The organism is Rahnella perminowiae, assembly GCF_019049755.1.
Classification (GTDB): domain Bacteria; phylum Pseudomonadota; class Gammaproteobacteria; order Enterobacterales; family Enterobacteriaceae; genus Rahnella; species Rahnella perminowiae.
This window is the reverse complement of record NZ_JAFMOS010000543.1, coordinates 1-16779: the sequence shown is the minus strand read 5'-3', so window position 1 is coordinate 16779 and position 16779 is coordinate 1. Positions and strand designations below refer to the sequence as shown.

General features: G+C 51.8%; 16 protein-coding genes. 6 read left to right on the top strand and 10 right to left on the bottom strand.

From position 1 onward, the window contains the following. The first annotated feature begins 75 nt into the window (after positions 1-75). The 6 genes from J1785_RS13135 to J1785_RS13110 are packed head-to-tail and all read left to right on the top strand — an operon-like array spanning position 76 to position 7944. The gene (locus tag J1785_RS13135) at positions 76-1326 is read left to right on the top strand and encodes an HlyD family secretion protein (RefSeq protein WP_217219537.1); all 1251 of its coding nucleotides are present in this window, start codon (positions 76-78) and stop codon (positions 1324-1326) included. Positions 1327-1381: 55 nt separating this feature from the next. Continuing rightward, positions 1382-2101, top strand: coding sequence for an ABC transporter ATP-binding protein (locus tag J1785_RS13130; protein ID WP_129953405.1), 720 nt, complete (start codon positions 1382-1384; stop codon positions 2099-2101). A gap of 1 nt (position 2102) precedes the next feature. Next, positions 2103-4532 (top strand): ABC transporter permease, encoded by a 2430-nt coding sequence (locus J1785_RS13125; RefSeq protein ID WP_217138772.1) that lies wholly within the window; start codon positions 2103-2105, stop codon positions 4530-4532. Between the two features lie 47 nt (positions 4533-4579). Continuing rightward, positions 4580-5992, top strand: coding sequence for a sigma-54-dependent transcriptional regulator (locus tag J1785_RS13120; protein WP_129991089.1), 1413 nt, complete (start codon positions 4580-4582; stop codon positions 5990-5992). Further along, positions 5985-7298: a sensor histidine kinase gene (locus J1785_RS13115; RefSeq protein WP_129953408.1), complete on the top strand. Its 1314-nt coding sequence runs from the start codon at positions 5985-5987 to the stop codon at positions 7296-7298. The genes J1785_RS13120 and J1785_RS13115 overlap by 8 nt, the downstream gene beginning before the upstream one ends. Continuing rightward, complete coding sequence (locus J1785_RS13110) at positions 7255-7944, top strand: 4'-phosphopantetheinyl transferase family protein (protein ID WP_217219536.1); 690 nt, start codon at positions 7255-7257, stop codon at positions 7942-7944. The genes J1785_RS13115 and J1785_RS13110 overlap by 44 nt, the downstream gene beginning before the upstream one ends. On the opposite strand, the gene J1785_RS13105 is transcribed toward J1785_RS13110, so the two are convergent. The 10 genes from J1785_RS13105 to J1785_RS13060 form a co-directional block, all read right to left on the bottom strand. Then, positions 7941-8597 carry a GIN domain-containing protein gene (locus J1785_RS13105; protein WP_129953410.1) on the bottom strand — a complete coding sequence of 219 codons (657 nt, stop codon included), beginning with the start codon at positions 8595-8597 and terminating at the stop codon, positions 7941-7943. The two genes, J1785_RS13110 and J1785_RS13105, sit on opposite strands and share 4 nt — an antisense overlap. A 194-nt stretch (positions 8598-8791) precedes the next feature. After that, positions 8792-10108 carry a cytochrome P450 gene (locus tag J1785_RS13100; RefSeq protein ID WP_129953411.1) on the bottom strand — a complete coding sequence of 439 codons (1317 nt, stop codon included), beginning with the start codon at positions 10106-10108 and terminating at the stop codon, positions 8792-8794. Continuing rightward, on the bottom strand, positions 10098-11045 hold the full coding sequence (locus tag J1785_RS13095) for a beta-ketoacyl-[acyl-carrier-protein] synthase family protein (RefSeq protein WP_129953412.1): 948 nt from the start codon (positions 11043-11045) through the stop codon (positions 10098-10100). Before J1785_RS13095 ends, J1785_RS13100 begins: the two co-directional genes overlap by 11 nt. Next, positions 11042-11893 carry a hypothetical protein gene (locus J1785_RS13090; RefSeq protein ID WP_217138768.1) on the bottom strand — a complete coding sequence of 284 codons (852 nt, stop codon included), beginning with the start codon at positions 11891-11893 and terminating at the stop codon, positions 11042-11044. Before J1785_RS13090 ends, J1785_RS13095 begins: the two co-directional genes overlap by 4 nt. Beyond that, positions 11880-13010 carry an acyl-CoA dehydrogenase family protein gene (locus J1785_RS13085; protein WP_217138767.1) on the bottom strand — a complete coding sequence of 377 codons (1131 nt, stop codon included), beginning with the start codon at positions 13008-13010 and terminating at the stop codon, positions 11880-11882. The genes J1785_RS13090 and J1785_RS13085 overlap by 14 nt, the downstream gene beginning before the upstream one ends. 42 nt (positions 13011-13052) lie before the next feature. Further along, positions 13053-14039 carry a 3-oxoacyl-[acyl-carrier-protein] synthase III C-terminal domain-containing protein gene (locus tag J1785_RS13080; RefSeq protein WP_129953415.1) on the bottom strand — a complete coding sequence of 329 codons (987 nt, stop codon included), beginning with the start codon at positions 14037-14039 and terminating at the stop codon, positions 13053-13055. Continuing rightward, positions 14023-14754, bottom strand: a complete 732-nt coding sequence (locus J1785_RS13075; protein WP_238483210.1) for an alpha/beta fold hydrolase — start codon at positions 14752-14754, stop codon at positions 14023-14025. Before J1785_RS13075 ends, J1785_RS13080 begins: the two co-directional genes overlap by 17 nt. An 86-nt stretch (positions 14755-14840) precedes the next feature. Then, complete coding sequence (locus J1785_RS13070; protein WP_217219535.1) at positions 14841-15356, bottom strand: hypothetical protein; 516 nt, start codon at positions 15354-15356, stop codon at positions 14841-14843. Further along, the gene (locus J1785_RS13065; protein WP_238483209.1) at positions 15347-16462 is read right to left on the bottom strand and encodes an acyl-CoA dehydrogenase family protein; all 1116 of its coding nucleotides are present in this window, start codon (positions 16460-16462) and stop codon (positions 15347-15349) included. Before J1785_RS13065 ends, J1785_RS13070 begins: the two co-directional genes overlap by 10 nt. A 26-nt stretch (positions 16463-16488) precedes the next feature. Continuing rightward, positions 16489-16779, bottom strand: a 291-nt coding sequence (locus J1785_RS13060; protein WP_217219533.1) for a VOC family protein, incomplete at its 5' end; no start/stop codon positions are given.

Sequence of the window (16779 nt, the reverse complement as noted above, 5' to 3'; positions counted from 1 at the left end):
CATTAAGTTAATTTGATTTCTGCTATTGGCATGCTTTGTGCTTAAAGCTAAGGAGTTATCAGAAAAGGTATTATCATGGATATTTCAATCCCGCAGACCGGGAATAAATTTGTACTGAAGCGATACCGCAAATCTATTGTTATGGGTGCGTTATTTTTGGCCGCGCTGGTGGCAATCTACAGTTACCGTTATTCTCCCTATCAGATCTCCCGTGGAAGTATTGCTGTCGGGCAGGTTCAGTATGGAAATTTCTCGGTTGAAGTGCGGGGTAACGGGGTATTGTTGCCGCGTGATATTAACTGGGTTGCTGCGAATGTGGATGCGCGCGTGGAAGAAGTCATCTACAAACCCGGTATGAAGGTAAGTAAAGGGCAATTGCTGGTCAGAATGAGTAACCCGACGCTGGAGCAGAAACTACAAGAAAACCGGCTCGAACTGGATGCCCGCCGGGCTGAGACCGACGCGACTAATGCAGAATTACAAAATAAGATACTGAGTCAGGAAGCACTGGTTCTTGATGCCAGAAGCCGGTTACTCAGCTCTACGATGCGACTTGCCGCGCAAAAGAAATATATTGCGGCAGTGCCGGTGCTGGAATATGAAACAACCCGTATTAATACGGAACAATATCGTCAGCAACTGGTTCTTGAGGAAAAACGGCTGAGCACCCTCAGGCTCAGTGTGGATGCGGATATCAAAGCCAGCGCGATGCGTCTTAACAAGCTGGAATCGTTGGTGCAACTGAGCCAGCAGGATGTTGATTCACTTAATGTCACCTCGCCGATAGAGGGAATTTTGCAGGATGTGAAAGTACAGGTGGGGCAGAGGATCACCACAGGGACCAGTATTGCCCGTCTGGCGAAAGAAAAGGAGCTTTATGCTGAACTCAAAGTGCCGGAATTACAATCCCGCGATCTGGCTGTGGGACAACAGGTGACGATCAATACCGGACGCAGCCAGTTCACAGGCGTGCTGTCACGGGTTGATCCTGCAGTGACGAATGGCACGGTTAAGGTGGATGTGACATTCAACCAGCCACTGCCGCAGGAAGCCCGTCCTGATCTGAGCGTTGATGGCCTGATTGCAGTGACGAAAATTAATGATTCTCTGTACGTCGAGCGGCCACCGTTCGCGCAAAATAATTTACCGTCGATGCTCTATAAGCTCGATGAAAACGAACATTCAGCCACCAAAATGAAGGTCAACTTCGGGCAAGGATCTGCAGATTATATTCAGGTGACCAGTGGCCTGCGTGCGGGAGACAAAATTATTCTCAGTGACAGCACGGCCTGGCAAGGGGCTGATCAAATTGAGATGACTAAATGATGCCGGCTCACCTGCAAAAGACGCCAGCTAATCGTATAAAGCTATGGAGATGAAAATGACGGAATCACTGGTAGAACTCACTGATGTGAACAAGATATTTTTAACAGATGAAATCGAAACTCACGCCCTGAGCAAGATTACGCTCAGTATTTCCAAAGGTGAATATGTGGCGATTTCCGGACCTTCAGGGTGCGGGAAATCGACGCTGTTATCGATTTTGGGGCTGTTAGATGTGGCCTCAACCGGTACCTATCAGCTGGCCGGGCACAACGTAGAAAATATTTCTAAAAAGCAACGTGCGTTGGTGAGAAATCGCGATATCGGTTTCATCTTTCAGTCTTTCAATCTCATCAGTGATCTGACCATTGAGGAAAACGTCTCACTGCCCCTGACTTACCGCAAAGATATTTCTAAAACCGAACGGCAGCAGAGGGTGGCTGAAGCATTAGACAAGGTCAATATGTCTCACCGGGGACGCCATTATCCTTCCCAGCTCTCAGGCGGACAGCAACAACGCGTGGCCGTCGCGCGGGCAATTGTGGGTAATCCCTCCATTATTCTGGCGGATGAACCGACCGGTAACCTGGACTCCCACAATGCCGAGGCGGTGCTGAATATTCTCGATAAGCTGCATCAGGAAGGCGCCACCATCTGCATTGTTACCCATGATCCCCGTTCAGCTGAGCGGGCGCAGCGCAGCATTGTGCTCTCTGACGGACAGGTAGTCGGAGACGGACATGTGTCACGGGAACTGACCCTGATAAAGGAAGCGTAACATGCTTTTTGACATCCGATATGCCTTACGCCTGTTACTGAAAAGCCCGTCATTTACCTTCATCACGGTGCTGATAATGTCCTGTGGCCTGGCGCTGACGCTTTATATGTTTTCAGTGATTAATACCATCATGTTTACGCCGCTTCCTTACCCGGACGGGAAAAATATGGTTTTGCTTAATCCGACAGTTAATGGTGTCAGTCTGAGTGATTCAGGGGTTAACTTTCTGGATTATAAGGAAATTAAAGCGCGTAATACCACCCTCGATGAAGTGGGCTATTTCTATGCTGAGCGCGCAGATATCAGTGACGGCACGAAAGCGGTTTCCTACATGGCAATCCGCAATACACCGGAGATGTTTTCTTATGCAGGTGTCCAGCCCTATCGCGGCAGGGTGCTTAACAGTGAAGATGTCCAGCCTGGCGCGACGCCGGTTGCCGTCATCAGCTACAGCATGTGGCAAAATTACTTTGCTGGCGATGAACAGCTTATTGGCAGGGATGTGCTGATTAATGGCATACACACGCGAATTGTAGGCATCATGCCCGCCAGTTTTGCCTTTCCCTTCTTTCATGATCTCTGGCTCCCCTCCAGACTGGATCCATCACAGTATCTGATGCGGACCGGTGCGCCTGAGGTTTCTGTTTATGCGCGTCTCAAACCCGGTATCGCCCTGGATGAGGCAGACCGTGACCTCAGTCGGGTGATGCAATCGCTGGCCTCTGAGTACCCTGAAAGCAATAAAGGGCTTTCTGCTCAGGTGCTGACATTCCAGGAAAACTTCATGGGTGAGGAGACCATGCCGATATTTATCGTCATGCTTTTCGCGGTGGGTTTTGTGCTGGTGCTGGCATGTTGCAATGTCGGAAACTTATTGCTGGCGAGGACAACAGAACGTTCAAAAGAAATTGCCATCCGCGTCGCGCTGGGTTCACCTTCCGGCCGTTTAGTGATGCAAATGATGTGGGAAAGCTTATTTATTTGCGCCTTCTCGGGTGTGATCGCCGTTCTGCTTGCCGCCTGGGGGCTGGAGATCACCAATGCATTACTCCCCACTTTTGTGCCCAACAAAATTCCCTTCTGGTGGCATTTGTCACTCGATAACATCATGATCTTCAATGCATTGGCTCTGGTTATTATTACCGCTGTCGTGACCAGCGCTCTGCCGGCCTGGAAAATCACGCATGGTAATTTTAACGATGTTCTGCGTGACGGTACACGGGGGGCGCAAAGTCGCGGGGCGGGCAGGATTTCCCGGATTCTGGTGACCTTTGAAGTCGGGTTATCCTGCTCCATTTTGTGTATCAGTGCGCTGCTGGCCCTGTTGGTCTATCAGGCTACCCGGGCGGATTACGGCGTGGATACGCAGGGCTATCTCACCGGGCAGATAAACCTGAATGCCAGTCAATATCCTGATGATGCGAGCCGGATCCAGTTCTATCAGCGTCTGCAATCTTCTCTCAGCACCATTCCTGGCGTAGAAAAAACCGCTATCACCACCAGTGCGGTCGGGCAATTTACAGTACCACATCAGGTGGATATCGATTCCTCCACCAATAACAGTAAAGATCGCTGGTCTTATCCTCTGGTTAATGACGTGCAAGTCATGCCGGGTAGCCTCGTGGCAATGGGGATCACGCCGGTGGCAGGCAGAGAGTTTGCCAGCAGTGATACACAGGACTCGCAGCCCGTTGTGGTCGTCAGTCAGTCCTTTGCAGAGCAGTTCTGGCCGGGTGAGCGGGATGTTGTCGGTAAACGTCTGCGCTTTCGTGACACAAACGACCAGCGCTGGTTCACCGTTATCGGTGTGGTGCCTAACGTCATTCATGGCAGGCCTTTCAGTGCATTTCGCCAGCGGGTCACGGTTTACCGTTCCCTTGAACAAATACCTGCGGCCTCATTAACGCTGGTGCTCAGGGCGCAGAATCCTGATACGTTAGGGCCTGCGCTGGTTAATGCGGTACGACAAATCGACAGTACACTGTCGGTTAATCAGGTACAGACGTTAAATCAACGGCTTGCCAGGAATACCGCCGGGCTGCATTTCATTGCCAATCTGTTCATGTTGTTTGGGCTGGTCGCGGTAATACTGGCTGCCACCGGCATTTATGCCGTGATGCGCAATGTGATAAATCAACGTATTCAGGAAATCGGGGTGCGTATGGCGATGGGGGCAACGGAAGGGGTTCTGTTGCGCATGCTGATGCTCCAGGGCAGCAAACAATTACTTATTGGCCTGATTATCGGGCTGCCTTTGGCTTTCTTTGTCGCGCCAAAGCTGACGCGCATATTGGGTAACGGTCATACGTCCTTTGCGCTACTCTTTTGGGCGGTGGCGGTAATGATTTCTTTAATTGTGGCGTTAGCCGTCTGGCTGCCTTCCAGACGTGCCATCCGGATGTCGCCTGCGGACGCCATTCGCTATGAATAACCTGTCGCCGCGCCTGCGGGGTGCGGCGGCACAAGCCGGATGCTTTAATGAACGAAAAAAAACGTATTCTTGTGATTGATGATGATGCGGGCATTCTGACCAGCCTCGACATGTTGCTGCGTATGGAAGGGTATGACGTGACTCTGGAAACACAGGCTAACCGGTTATTGCCACATTTGTCTGACAAAGCCTTTGATCTTGTGTTGATGGACATGAACTTTCAGAAAGACACCACCTCAGGTCTTGAGGGTTTGCAACTGCTGGATGAGTTAAAGAAATTTGATGACTGTCTTCCCGCTGTGGCGATGACGGGGTGGGGAAGTGTGGACATTATCGTAAGCGCAATGCGTGCCGGTGCGGCGGATTTTATTCAAAAACCGTGGGATAACGAACGCCTGTTAAGCATTGTTCAGCAACAGATTGCACTGAGCCAGGCGAGACGCTCCGGGAATTGCCTGCGGGAAGAAAATAAGCTGCTGAAACGGGCACTTGAAGATGACATGGACAGCGAATGGGTGGTTCGTTCACCGGCCATGCAACACTTAATCAATGTTGTTGAAACTGTGGCTGCCACCGATACCAGCATTCTTATACTGGGTGAAAATGGCACCGGCAAAAGTCTGCTGGCCCGCTTCATCCATCAATTGTCCTCCCGTTCTGAGCACAGTATTGTTGAAGTTAACATGGGGTGTATCAATGAGCAGCTGTTTGAAAGCGAGATGTTCGGTCATGTAAAAGGCGCCTTTACCGACGCGCGGGAAAACCGGATTGGCCGTTTTGAACTGGCGGATAAAGGCACACTATTCCTGGATGAAATTGGTAATTTGCCGCTGTCACAACAGGTGAAATTATTGCGTGTCCTGGAAGAGCGGCAGTTTGAACGTGTGGGCTCCTCGCGGACACAAACCACCGGGTGCCGGATAATTGCTGCAACCAACACGGATCTTAAAAACGCCGTGGCAGACGGGCGTTTCCGCCAGGATTTACTCTATCGCCTGAATGTCATCCAGATACAGTTACCGCCGCTGCGCGAAAGGCAGGAGGATATTGAGCCGTTGGCTGAACGTTTCCTGCAACGTTTTGCCCGCAAATATAATAAGCCTAAACCGGTATTATCAGCGCTGGCGAGACAGGGATTGCATGACTATTCGTGGCCGGGAAATATCCGCGAACTGAGCCATTTGCTTGAGCGGGGTGTTTTGCTGTGCCGCAATAATACTATTGACCTGGCTGATCTGTGTCTGCCGCTGCCTGTCAGGGCCGGGGCCGCCGGACATGAGCAAAGTCATAACCCTGTTAACCCGCCTGAAACGGGCACATTGGCGGAAATGGAAGAAACGTTACTCTTACAGCGTCTGCGTCAATATGACGGGAATGCTGTCAAAGCAGCGGAATCGCTGGGGCTGAGTCGCAGTGCTTTTTACCGCAGACTGGATAAACTAAAAATCTGTCATGAGTAAACTTTTTCGGTCATTTGAGTCGCGTCATTTATTACTGTGCAGTTTGTCCCCGCTGGGGGGGGTTATTGCCTATCTTCTGTTGTGGCTCTTCCCGCATCAGTCGGTTTATCTCAAATCGCTTACCCTGGTTATCCTGTGTGCCACGCTGGTTTATTTTTCTTATCACTTCTTCCAGCAACTTCTCTATAAAATCAACGTTATTTCCAACTTGCTGGAAGCCGTTGAGCAGGAAGATTTTAGCCTTCGCGGCGTGACCAGCGGGCAGGGCGTATTTGAAGGCGTCATTGAACAGATCAATGACATTTCAGGTCAGTTATCCCGCCACCGTCAGCAGCAGAAAGAGATGGATTTTCTGCTGCAAAAAGTCATCTCTAATATCAACGTGGCCATTTTTGCGCTGGATGATAACCACCGGCTGATCTGGTGTAATGAGGCAGCATCACGCATGCTCGGGACCTCGCTTGAACAGCTGATCGGGGAAAAATCCAGCCACTGGCAACTGGATGCCCTGTTGCAAAATGCTAACCGGGAGCATCCGGTTGAATCCCACCACGAAGGGCGTCCGGGACGTTATAACGTCTCCAGTGATACCTATATGATTGACGGGATCCGGAATATCTTGCTGTTTGTCAGTGACGTAGACGACATGCTGCGCAAGGAAGAACAAAAAGCCTGGCAAAACCTGCTGCGCGTTATCAGTCACGAAATTAATAACTCCCTCAGCCCGATTGCTTCTATCAGTCAGATGCTGCAACAACATTACCGCCGCCATTCAGAAAATCTGCCCGAAGGCTTTGCGGAAGGTATTGATCTGATAAACCGCCGGGCGAAAGAGCTTATTGCTTTTATCAGCAGTTACCGACAACTGAGCAAACTCGCGCCGCCCGTTAAGGCACCGCTGGATTTCGCGGCCCTGATTTCAGAATTGCCTCTGTTGTTCGCGCATCGCAATATTTGCCTGAAAGGCCCCGCGCCGCTGATGGTGGCTATGGACAGGGTGCAGATCCATCAGCTACTCATCAACCTTATCAAGAATGCGGATGAAGCGATGAGTGATTCCACCACGCCGGTCTGCATTGAATGGTCGCAGGAAAAAGGGCGTTTGTGTGTGACGATCCTTGATCAGGGCGTCGGACTGACCAACCCCAAAAATCTGTTTGTCCCCTTCTATACCACTAAACCTAATGGCAGCGGCATCGGACTGATTTTGTGCCGGCAAATCGCTGAAAGCCATGGCGGCTATCTGTCTCTGGAGAATCGACATGATCGAACCGGTTGCCGGGTTACCCTCAATTTACCGCTGTGATCCTCTTCCTGAACTCCGGGCAGGTGAAGGGCTGTGTTTGCTCCATCATTTTGAGTATTCGCGGCCTGAGCAATCCCTGCGTGAGCGGGCACAATGCTGGCTGCGTCAGGTGCTGGCGAACTGTTTATCGGTGACAGATGAGCAACTCATTATCGCAAGGACGCCTCAGGATAAACCCTGGCTGCCCGGGGCACCATGGTTGCATTTCAACCTATCGCACAGCGGGGCATCGGCTGCGATAGTGCTTTGTTCCGGAACAGAGGTTGGCGTGGATCTGGAAAGGATAAGCGGTAAAGTTGAGGTAAAAAAAGCGATTGCCCGCCGGTTTTTCCACCCGGATGAGCAGCGCTGGCTGGCAGAAGATGAAGAACATTACCTGGTCCGTTTTACCCGGCTCTGGAGTATTAAGGAAGCCTGGCTGAAGGCGCGTGGAACCGGGCTGACACAGTCGCTCGCCAGTTTTTGTGCCCTCCCTCAGAATAACGCAACAGCTGACGTATTGGATGAACATACGGGGGAGAGGGGGGTGTTACACCACGCTGTCATTGAGAATGACGGCTTTTATTGTCTGGCGTATGGTGCCTGTCAGACGCGAAAAGACCTGCCCGTCAGATGGCAGGTCTGTCTTCACCGGACCGGGAATTAAGCGCAGCCGGAAGTTGAAATCTCGCTGGCGAAAGCACTGGCGGCACCGGTATCCACCTGCGCAGAGGTGCTGACGGAAATACGCGCGCCCGCTGCCAGAGTGCCCTGGATTTTGGGGATATGGCACAGGGAGGATTCGGCACCCATGCTCATGCGCACGTTCGCTGATTCTGCCGTAAACTCGCGGGGCTTCTTGTTAAACGTCCCGCCCATCGCCAGATCCAGATTTAATTCAGCCGTTTTACCTTCAGCCTGAATATCTGCGCCCATACTGCCTGAAACGGCCAGTTTAGACGGGTCAACCGCGCACGCCGGTGCTGTAATTTTAACGCCGGCCTTGCCCGCCAGGCTGTTCAGCGGAGCACTGGTATACAGCGTGATATCCAGCGTGTGCGAGACAAAGCGATCATTTTCAGCCGCGTCGTTGATCAGCAGTAATGCGTGACTGGCATTCGTCACTTTTAATTTGTTCAGCGTATCCTCAGAACCGGTGACAACCATCGAAGGCGTTGCGGCACATTTGATGGTGAGATTGATGCCCTGTCGGACCTCGACGCTGTTAAAGGCTTCGAGAGGAAACGTTTTTTCTGCGGCGAAGGCTGAGGTGCTGGTGATACCGCCAAGCAGGGCGAGCGCTAACGTGATCTTTTTCATCATAATTCCTTGATTTCGTCATAATGTAGCAAGCGTCAGAAACGTTTCTTCCACACTTGATTGAGGCATACAAAATCCTTCCGGCACACAATTTCACCGATACCTTTCTGCCTGCTTCTCATCATTGTGCTTACTTTTGCTTGCCGGTGATTGACTGAGATTGTCAGAAACAGAACCGGCTGAGTGCAGGCAGATCACCGGATGCAGTCATTCAGCTCAGCGCTGTGTATTGACCCGAGAATAAAGGAAATATCTCCACGGGGGACGACGTTAAGCTCAAAAAGCGGGGTGAGGGCCGCAGGAGATGTTGAGGGTGAGAGCGAAATTTGGAAATTTTCACACAGCGTCACAACAGCCGTCGTCAGTTGATCAAGTGCAAGAGTCATGCCCACACAGTTTCGCTTCCCGACGCTAAACGGTAAGAAAATCTCCGGTGCAATTTTATCTTCGCTCAGAAAGCGCTCCGGCCTGAAGCAAAGCGGTTCTGCCCAACAGGCTGGATTGCGGTGTACCAGCCACGGAGAAAATAGCACGCGCGTGCCCGCCGTAATAACATGGCCATCTACAACAAGGTTTTCGGCCACACGGCGTTCAAAAAATGCGGTGACCGGCGTGAGCCTGAGCGATTCCCGGACAATGGCTGACGCCATATTTCGTTTGCCGTGCGCCGTTTCCTCACGCACGGCTTGCTGATAGTGCGGGTGTTGCGAAAGATGTGTCAGGCTCCATAACAAAGCAATACCTGTGTTATCTACGCTGGCGGCAAGATTTCCAAGCAGGAGATTGATGACCCTTTCCCGTGCTTCGGGATTGGCTTCGGGACTGAGTGCCTGACAAAGACGTTCCAGCATGGTGGTATTGCCGGGCTTTGCATCATTGAGCAACGGGCCGAGCAGTGACTCCGCTTCCTGTCGGAAGGCGACCAGTGCCGGATGGCGGCACAGTTCCTCATAATCTGAGGTCGGCGCAGCGATAATCAGTTGCAGATAGATGCGACGGAAATGGTCAATCAGCGTATTCAGTTGTGACAGACTGATCCCCTGACCAAAAAATCCTTCAGCTACACACATCAGCGCCCAGTGCAGGCAGATTTCACGCAATGAGATCTGCGCAGGGTTCTGTAAAACGTTGAGCAGCCAGCGGGCAGAGAGTTCGGTGCCTTGTTTGAGTAAGGCAGTCTTCGGATTTACCAGGGGTGTCGTGAGTTTTCTCGCCAGGCGCCATTCCTCACCTTCTTTTGATGTCGTCAGGGACTGACCCAGTAAGATGCGTCCGATGGTTGAGGCAGAAGAGAGATGATCAAACTCCTTCACGAACTGACTTTCCTGCTCAATCAGTAAACGTATATGCCGGGCACCGGCAAGCAACAACACGGCATCTTCTTTTTCACCTATCCAAACCTTATCTCCCTTCTGACGGCACGCCAGTTCAGCGATTTTAAGAAAACCCAGTTGCGCATACTGAATGGACGGCGGGGTAAAAAAGGGGATGGCTTGCGCGTTATTGGACATACTGATGCTCCGCAAGAGTATCTGAGGTGATCATGGCGCTGCCCACCCAGCCGCCGAGCCCGACAGAAAGCAATAATGCCGGCCGGCCGGTCTCTGCCGGGGAGTAGTCATTGAGCAATAAAAGAGGATCTGTGGTGTAACAATGACCACATTCCCCGATGAGATCGGTCGCAATGCGCTGTTGTGCGTGTTCTGAATGTCGCCGCCAGGTTTGCCAGCTGAGGCGGTTAATGTTGTGAGGCAGCAACCAGGCTTCCCGGCGCACTGCGGGCGAATATTTCCCGAGCGCCTGACCGGCCAGCGCATCATGAGCCTGGTAGAAACCCCTGATATCATCCCGGCTGCCGTCAAGGCCCTGCCAGAATTGAGGATGATGAAAACAATGAATGCCCGTGACTCTCCGCTCACCGCCCCCCGGCCTGAGCAGTGCGCAAATGAAGGCATCTCCGATCAATGTGCAGCCGGGCACATAGCGTTCAGCCAGATCGAAATCTGCCAAAGTATCGCCGGCCAGCAGTGCCACACACCGGTATTTACCCTGTTCGAGCATACGTTGTGCCATCAGCAGCCCCCAGAATAACGTGGCGCAATTTTGCTGATTAAGGGTGATGAGATGAGCGTCAGGAGCAATAAAGTCGAAACGTTGCCGTATCAGTGTTAAATCCACATGTTGCCGCTGTGAACGGGCAGGCAATCCCTGAACTAAAATAATGGCATCGATTTTTTCCGCCTGATTCAGCTGTCCGGCACCTTGCTGTAAAAGTGAGGCAAAACTCGTGGCTGCACTTTCCTCCGCTGTCAGGACTGATGCTGCCTGAAAGCCGAAAAGATGCCGGAATGTCCGGGCTTCACCGGGATGTGCGCCGCGTCGGCTGAGAATGTCTTCAAGCGATAAACGCGCAGGCGGAATAAAGGTTTTCAGCGCAAAAATATTCATGTCATTTTCTCTGCGGCGGCCAGGCCGCACAGGCTAATCTGTCCGTCGTGTTCACTCATTAACAGGTAGTCACGCCCGGGCTGAAAGATTTCACCCAGCGCGACGAAGGGTGCTGCGCAAAGTAAATGCGGGTTGACGGCGAAGGACGTGCAGCCAGCAGGCAAAGCCGCCAGACACCGGGCCGGGCCGATAAGCGTTAACTGTTCAAGGCTCAGCCCGAAGTGAGCAACAGATTTCAGGATGTCTGTATTAAGATCCGCTGACGGTGTCAGGCGCTGATATCCCAGATAACGTAAACCCCGTTGTTGCGTGTTGACCAGGCAGATGCAGGCATTATTTTCCGGTTTCAGGCGCGCCATCAGCGGTGAAAAATACATCAGGTTTTTTTGTTCGGCGATGAGCAACAGCCCGTCTTCATCTTTCCCGCGCAGGCAGTCGCTGAGGCCATCAAGTGCAAACAAACCGGCATCCGGCCCGCGATCGCTGATAGCCAGCGCCAGACAGTGAGCAAGGCCAAGCTGATGAATGGCTAAATTCACCACGGAACTGCCCATGTGCAGGTCAGGTGTCCAGTGCGCCATCAGCACCGTTTTCACCCGCTGCGGCTGTACCACCGGTGCAAGGTCTGGCAGCAGTGCAGCGACCATATCACTGAAGGCTGCCCGTTCGTTGCTGCTGATCCAGGCATTAACCTGTTCATCCTCTGCGCTGAGCGTCTCACCGCTGGCGGCGAAAAAGTGCTGAACATACGAACGCCAGTGAGGAATATCTTCCTCCCATTCGGGCTGAGGAACCTCAGTATGGTGGAACGACCGGCTGACAATATCGGCGGGATCAAGGTACAGCATGGTATTGATCCCCCCGGGTTTCAGGCGGACGGAAGCTGTTAAGCAAGTGAATATTGCTGGTTCCTTCCATGTATTCAAAAGCGAAACTGTCCCGGTAGCGTTTGCGCAGGAAGGTGTCTTCCAGCCAGTCTTGCGTTGCCAGCCAGTCGGGCAGATGACGTGCAGTCTCCTCAACCAGACGGGTGGCACTTAATTTGAGGCGACTGGTTTGGGCATACTGCTGCTGACCCGAATGATATCCCTGTGCCAGTGTGAGCATCTGCTGAAAGAGGGCATGATATTTACGCCACTGACCGGCGAGCCAGTTTTTTGCCGCGACCGGCAACGGCCGCGTTTCCAGCGCCTTCAGCAGCCCGTAAGTGGTGCCCAGCGCCATGGCGGCGACCATCGGACGGTGTCTCTCAAAGACCTTACTCAGTGCGTTAAGTCCCTGCTGCAATCCCCGGCGACCGAGTCCTAAAATATCGTCTTCTTTGATATGCAAATTCGTCATCGTCAGACGTGTCAGCGAAGCGCCGGCTAATCCGAATGTATCGAGCAGTTCACGCTGCAAGGCCCCGGTTTTCCCCTGAGGAAATACCATCACTAACCGGTGGGTCTGTTCATAACGTGCAAATACCAAACCTGCACTGGCACGCATTGCGCCGCCGACCAGCATCTTTTGTCCGTTAAGCCACCATCCCTGGCTATTTTGCGTGAGTTCGCAGGAAACCGCTGTGGCGTCAGAGCCGACTCCGGGCTCGGTCACCGCAAAAAATGTCCAGGCAGGACTGTGTTCAAAACAGGAGAAAAAACGCGCCTGTTGTTGTTCAGTGCCGAGCGTCAAAATGGCGCGTGTGCTGAGGGAAGCGCCGGGCAGCATCATCATGGCGCTGGCATCTGTCCGGCTTAAATATTCGATGATTTGTAAGTGATGTGAATAATCAACGTCAGAGAATGCTGCGGTTTCCCAGGGATTAAAACGGGAAGGAATACCGATACAGGCAATGCTCATCAGTTCGGGATGATCAAAACCAGTCACCGCGTGGTCCGGATTATATTCTGACAATTTGCCAGCGGCAGTGAGCACGGCATTAAGTTCATTCAGCTGCGGGTAGAGTTTTGTAATATCAGCCATGAGGAGTTAATACATCACATAAAGAAACACGTGAGCGTTAACTTAATCCTGCTTAATATCGGGAAATTGCTCCAAATTGCAAAACACCGGAATTTCATTACCGTCAGATAAGCCTAACAGTAATGAAGAGAACGTTGCGCCCATGCCCACACTCACCATCATCACATTCGTCTCGGGTGATAACTTTTTCTGACGGATCAATGTGGCTAAATTCAGATAAGGATCAGCGCCAAAACAATGACCATAACGCGGCACATTTTCGAGGAATATTTTTTGACGCGTAATATTAAGTTCATCAGCAAGCCTCTGCCACGACGATAAATTGACATTATGCGGCGCAATCCAGGCGAGCGAACTGGCGGTATGACCAAAATGTCCAAGGGCATTGCGCATCGCAGTGACGATAAAAGAAATATAAACGCTGGCAAAGCGGGATTCTTCTTCTGTTGCGTTTCCGCGATGCTGACTAAATTCGCCTGCCTGCATGCTGTATCTGGCGGTCACTCTGCAACGTTCACCCGAACGGCTGAGCAAAACGGCGCAGGCGGCCTCGCCCATGATAGTGGTGTCGTCAATAAGTTCTACTTTGGGATGAAATGCTTTCTCGCCAACCAGCAGTAAGGCATATTCTCCCGCGTTAAGCCGCCTGCAGACATAGTCGACGGCGGATAATGACGTTGAACAATGTCCCATCGTCAGAGACATGTAATGGGTATCGTCAGAAAATCCGGCTTCATCAAGCAACGCTTTACCATGCAGGTCAAAAGGACGGATACAGGGCAGCGTATGGGCATGGACGACATGTTTTATCCGGGAAATACAGTGCGCATGATTTTCGGTGAATTGTTTTAACAACGGGCGCAACAGATCATTAAGGGAACCTGGCTGGCGCGGAAAGTTTGCCAATCCGTAAAAGCGGGAAAACATTCTGACATCAAGCGGGCTCAGATTCAGGGCCGGGGCCACCTCAGCCAGCGATTTACGCTGCTCAGGGATGTATACCGTAATGGATTCAATATGACCCAACATGATGACTCCTTTTTTCATCACCAGCGCCTGCCGCACGAAGAAAAGAGGCCAGGGCGTGGTGTGTCCTGACATGGGTCAGCACGCCCAGATGGCCGGTATCTTCTATTAATTCCAGCCGGCTGTTGGGTAACTGATGATGAATCTTCCGCGCATCGGCATGATTGATTTTATTGTCCTGCTGACCATGCACTATTAAGGCCGGTATCTCACCCAGGCCAAAAAGTGCGTCTGTTTCGGGCATGCCGGCGGCCGGAAAACGGGACCGGTACTCCGCGCACAGCGGGGCCAGATACTGAACAGGAAGACGGTTTTGCCGTAAAAAGTGCCGAAGCAGGCTGGTAAAAGAGGCCGGTACCGACATCAGCACCAGCTTCCTGAAACGAAACCCAAGAGATGCCGACAAGGCGGTGATAAGTCCGCCAGCGGAATGTGCCACGACGGTATCGAAAGTGCCAAATGTCGTTTGCAGGGTGAGCAGTAACTGAGTTTGCACAGGTAAATCAGCCGGTGCCGGAGTTTGCGGATCATGTCCGAGCAAAAATGGCAAATACACCTCATACCCCTGCGCCTGCAGGATATCCTTAGCCTGGGCCAGCATCAGCGGATGGCCTCCCCATCCATGCAATAAAAGTGCTTTTTTTGCCCCGTACCCCGGATTTCCACTGATCAGGATCCTGCTGCGATGTGACCCGCAATCCAGGGTCTGTGTTCTCATCAGTGCAAGCTGTTGAGCCTCTGAGGCACGCATAGGAAAAACAGCGGGCGAGGACAGCTTTTCTATCAGCGAATCCAGCCTATTATTCATGACGTTCTCAACGTCCGCGCCGAAAAAATCAGATAATGCAATTCTGACTCCTGAGGCGTCGGGCACTGACTGAGTCTTTGCATCGGATCGAAAATGTAAAGCAAACGACATTCCTCCGTCATCAGAACCCGGGCAAGGGCACTGGCGGCATCGGGATCAAAACAACCGCTGCAAATTCCCCAGGCTTCGGAAAACCCCGGACAGTGACAAAGTAAACTTTGGAGCAATGGGGTTGCTCCGCGTGCGGCCGGATAAAGCGAATCATAGACCAGCAGGCTCTTCGCAGAAGGGTGGGAATGGTGATGGCAAAGTGTGAGAAGAATTTTTGCATGCAGGCGGTTTCCGCAATCTTCTTCCGGCCAGTGATGATACCAGCAATCTTCTGTCCCAGATGTTGCCCCGGTCTCCGGTAACCCAGCGGCAATAAAATGCCGGCTGTCAGGCGTCACCGCTTCACAGCAACTGCGAACTTTTATCGCGCCCTGGCCGAGCAGGGTAATGGTTAAAGGCATGTGCTCATCCTTTGCCTGCGTGAAAATCCCTGATTTAAACGATGGATCTGCCGTGTGCCCTCGGTATATTCAAAGGCTTTCACGTCACGGAATGCTTGCCACAGTTTGTTCAGCAGGGGCATATTCCCGGCTGGCGTATCATGAATAAGCCAGCTGATTATCTCATCGGCAAGTATTACGCAGCTGGTTTTCACCATGCCGGGATGACTGTCAGGTGGTTGTTTATCGTCGGTTTGCTGGCAACTTCGCAGGGCATGGTGATATACCGCCAGCCAGCGACGTTCCGTTTGCGATAACCACGCAGACTGCGACACGGTAAGCTGAAGATGGGATTGCCATTCATGTAACGCACGTCGTGCCACACCCAGCGCCAGCGCGCCGACGCAGGGACGCAGGGCATCAAATGTGGCGATGGCTGATTTTGCAAATCGTTCGGTAGGCTTCAGGTGCCGGCCCAACATATTTTCTTCAGGAATGAATACGTCATTAAACTCTATATGGGCAAGATTGGTGCCTTTTAAGCCGTTTAATTCCAGTGCGTAGCGCGAGATTTCTGCAACCTGAGGATTAAATATAAAGGCATTAATACCCAGCGGCCCAGGTGCTGTGCGGGCAAATACGACACCGGTATCAGCAATCATGCCATTGCCGATGAACATTTTTCTGCCCGAGATCAGATAGCCGTTCCTGACCGGCGACGCCCTGGTTTCCATGGCGCCTGCATCGCTTCCCTGCTCCGGTTCAGTCATCGCAAAACATGACCAGCCTAAAGTTTCCTGAAAGCGGCTAAAAAAAGCATCCTGTTGTTGCTCTGTGCCGAGCCCGGAAACCGCAAATGCCGCCATACCGGGGCCGGGCGCAGAAAACATAAGGATCGGGGAAATAAAACCCACTTTTTCATACAGCCGGTAGCGTGCTGCCAGGCTGATATCCTGATAATTCTGTATATTTTGTTGTAATACATATTTAGCGGGCAGGCCAAGGCGGTTAAATGCTGCGGACTGTGACCATTCGCGCATGACGATACGTGTTTGGGCCGGGGAGACTATCTGACGAAGCTGGTCGGCAATATCCTGCGCATCTGAACCGGGGGTTAAAAAGTCCATGTCTGACGCCTGATCGGAAAATGATTTCATAACGCCCCCGACATGATTTCGATTATTCCGGCATCCGGATGATAAAGATGGCTGGCGCGATGATCACTTTTGAAAGCATTAAACGGGCGCGTTAATACAATCCAGCCTGCGGACTTCATCTCCTGGTATTGTTCGTCAAAATTATTTACAACAAAACAAATATGATAGGGAAGGGAGGATTTCCCTGATTTTTCCAGCATGCTTTGCAGGTGAATATTACTTTTTAATGGTTCAACCAGTTCAACCTGATTATTTCCATCTGCCGTGGCCAGCAATGTAATTAACAC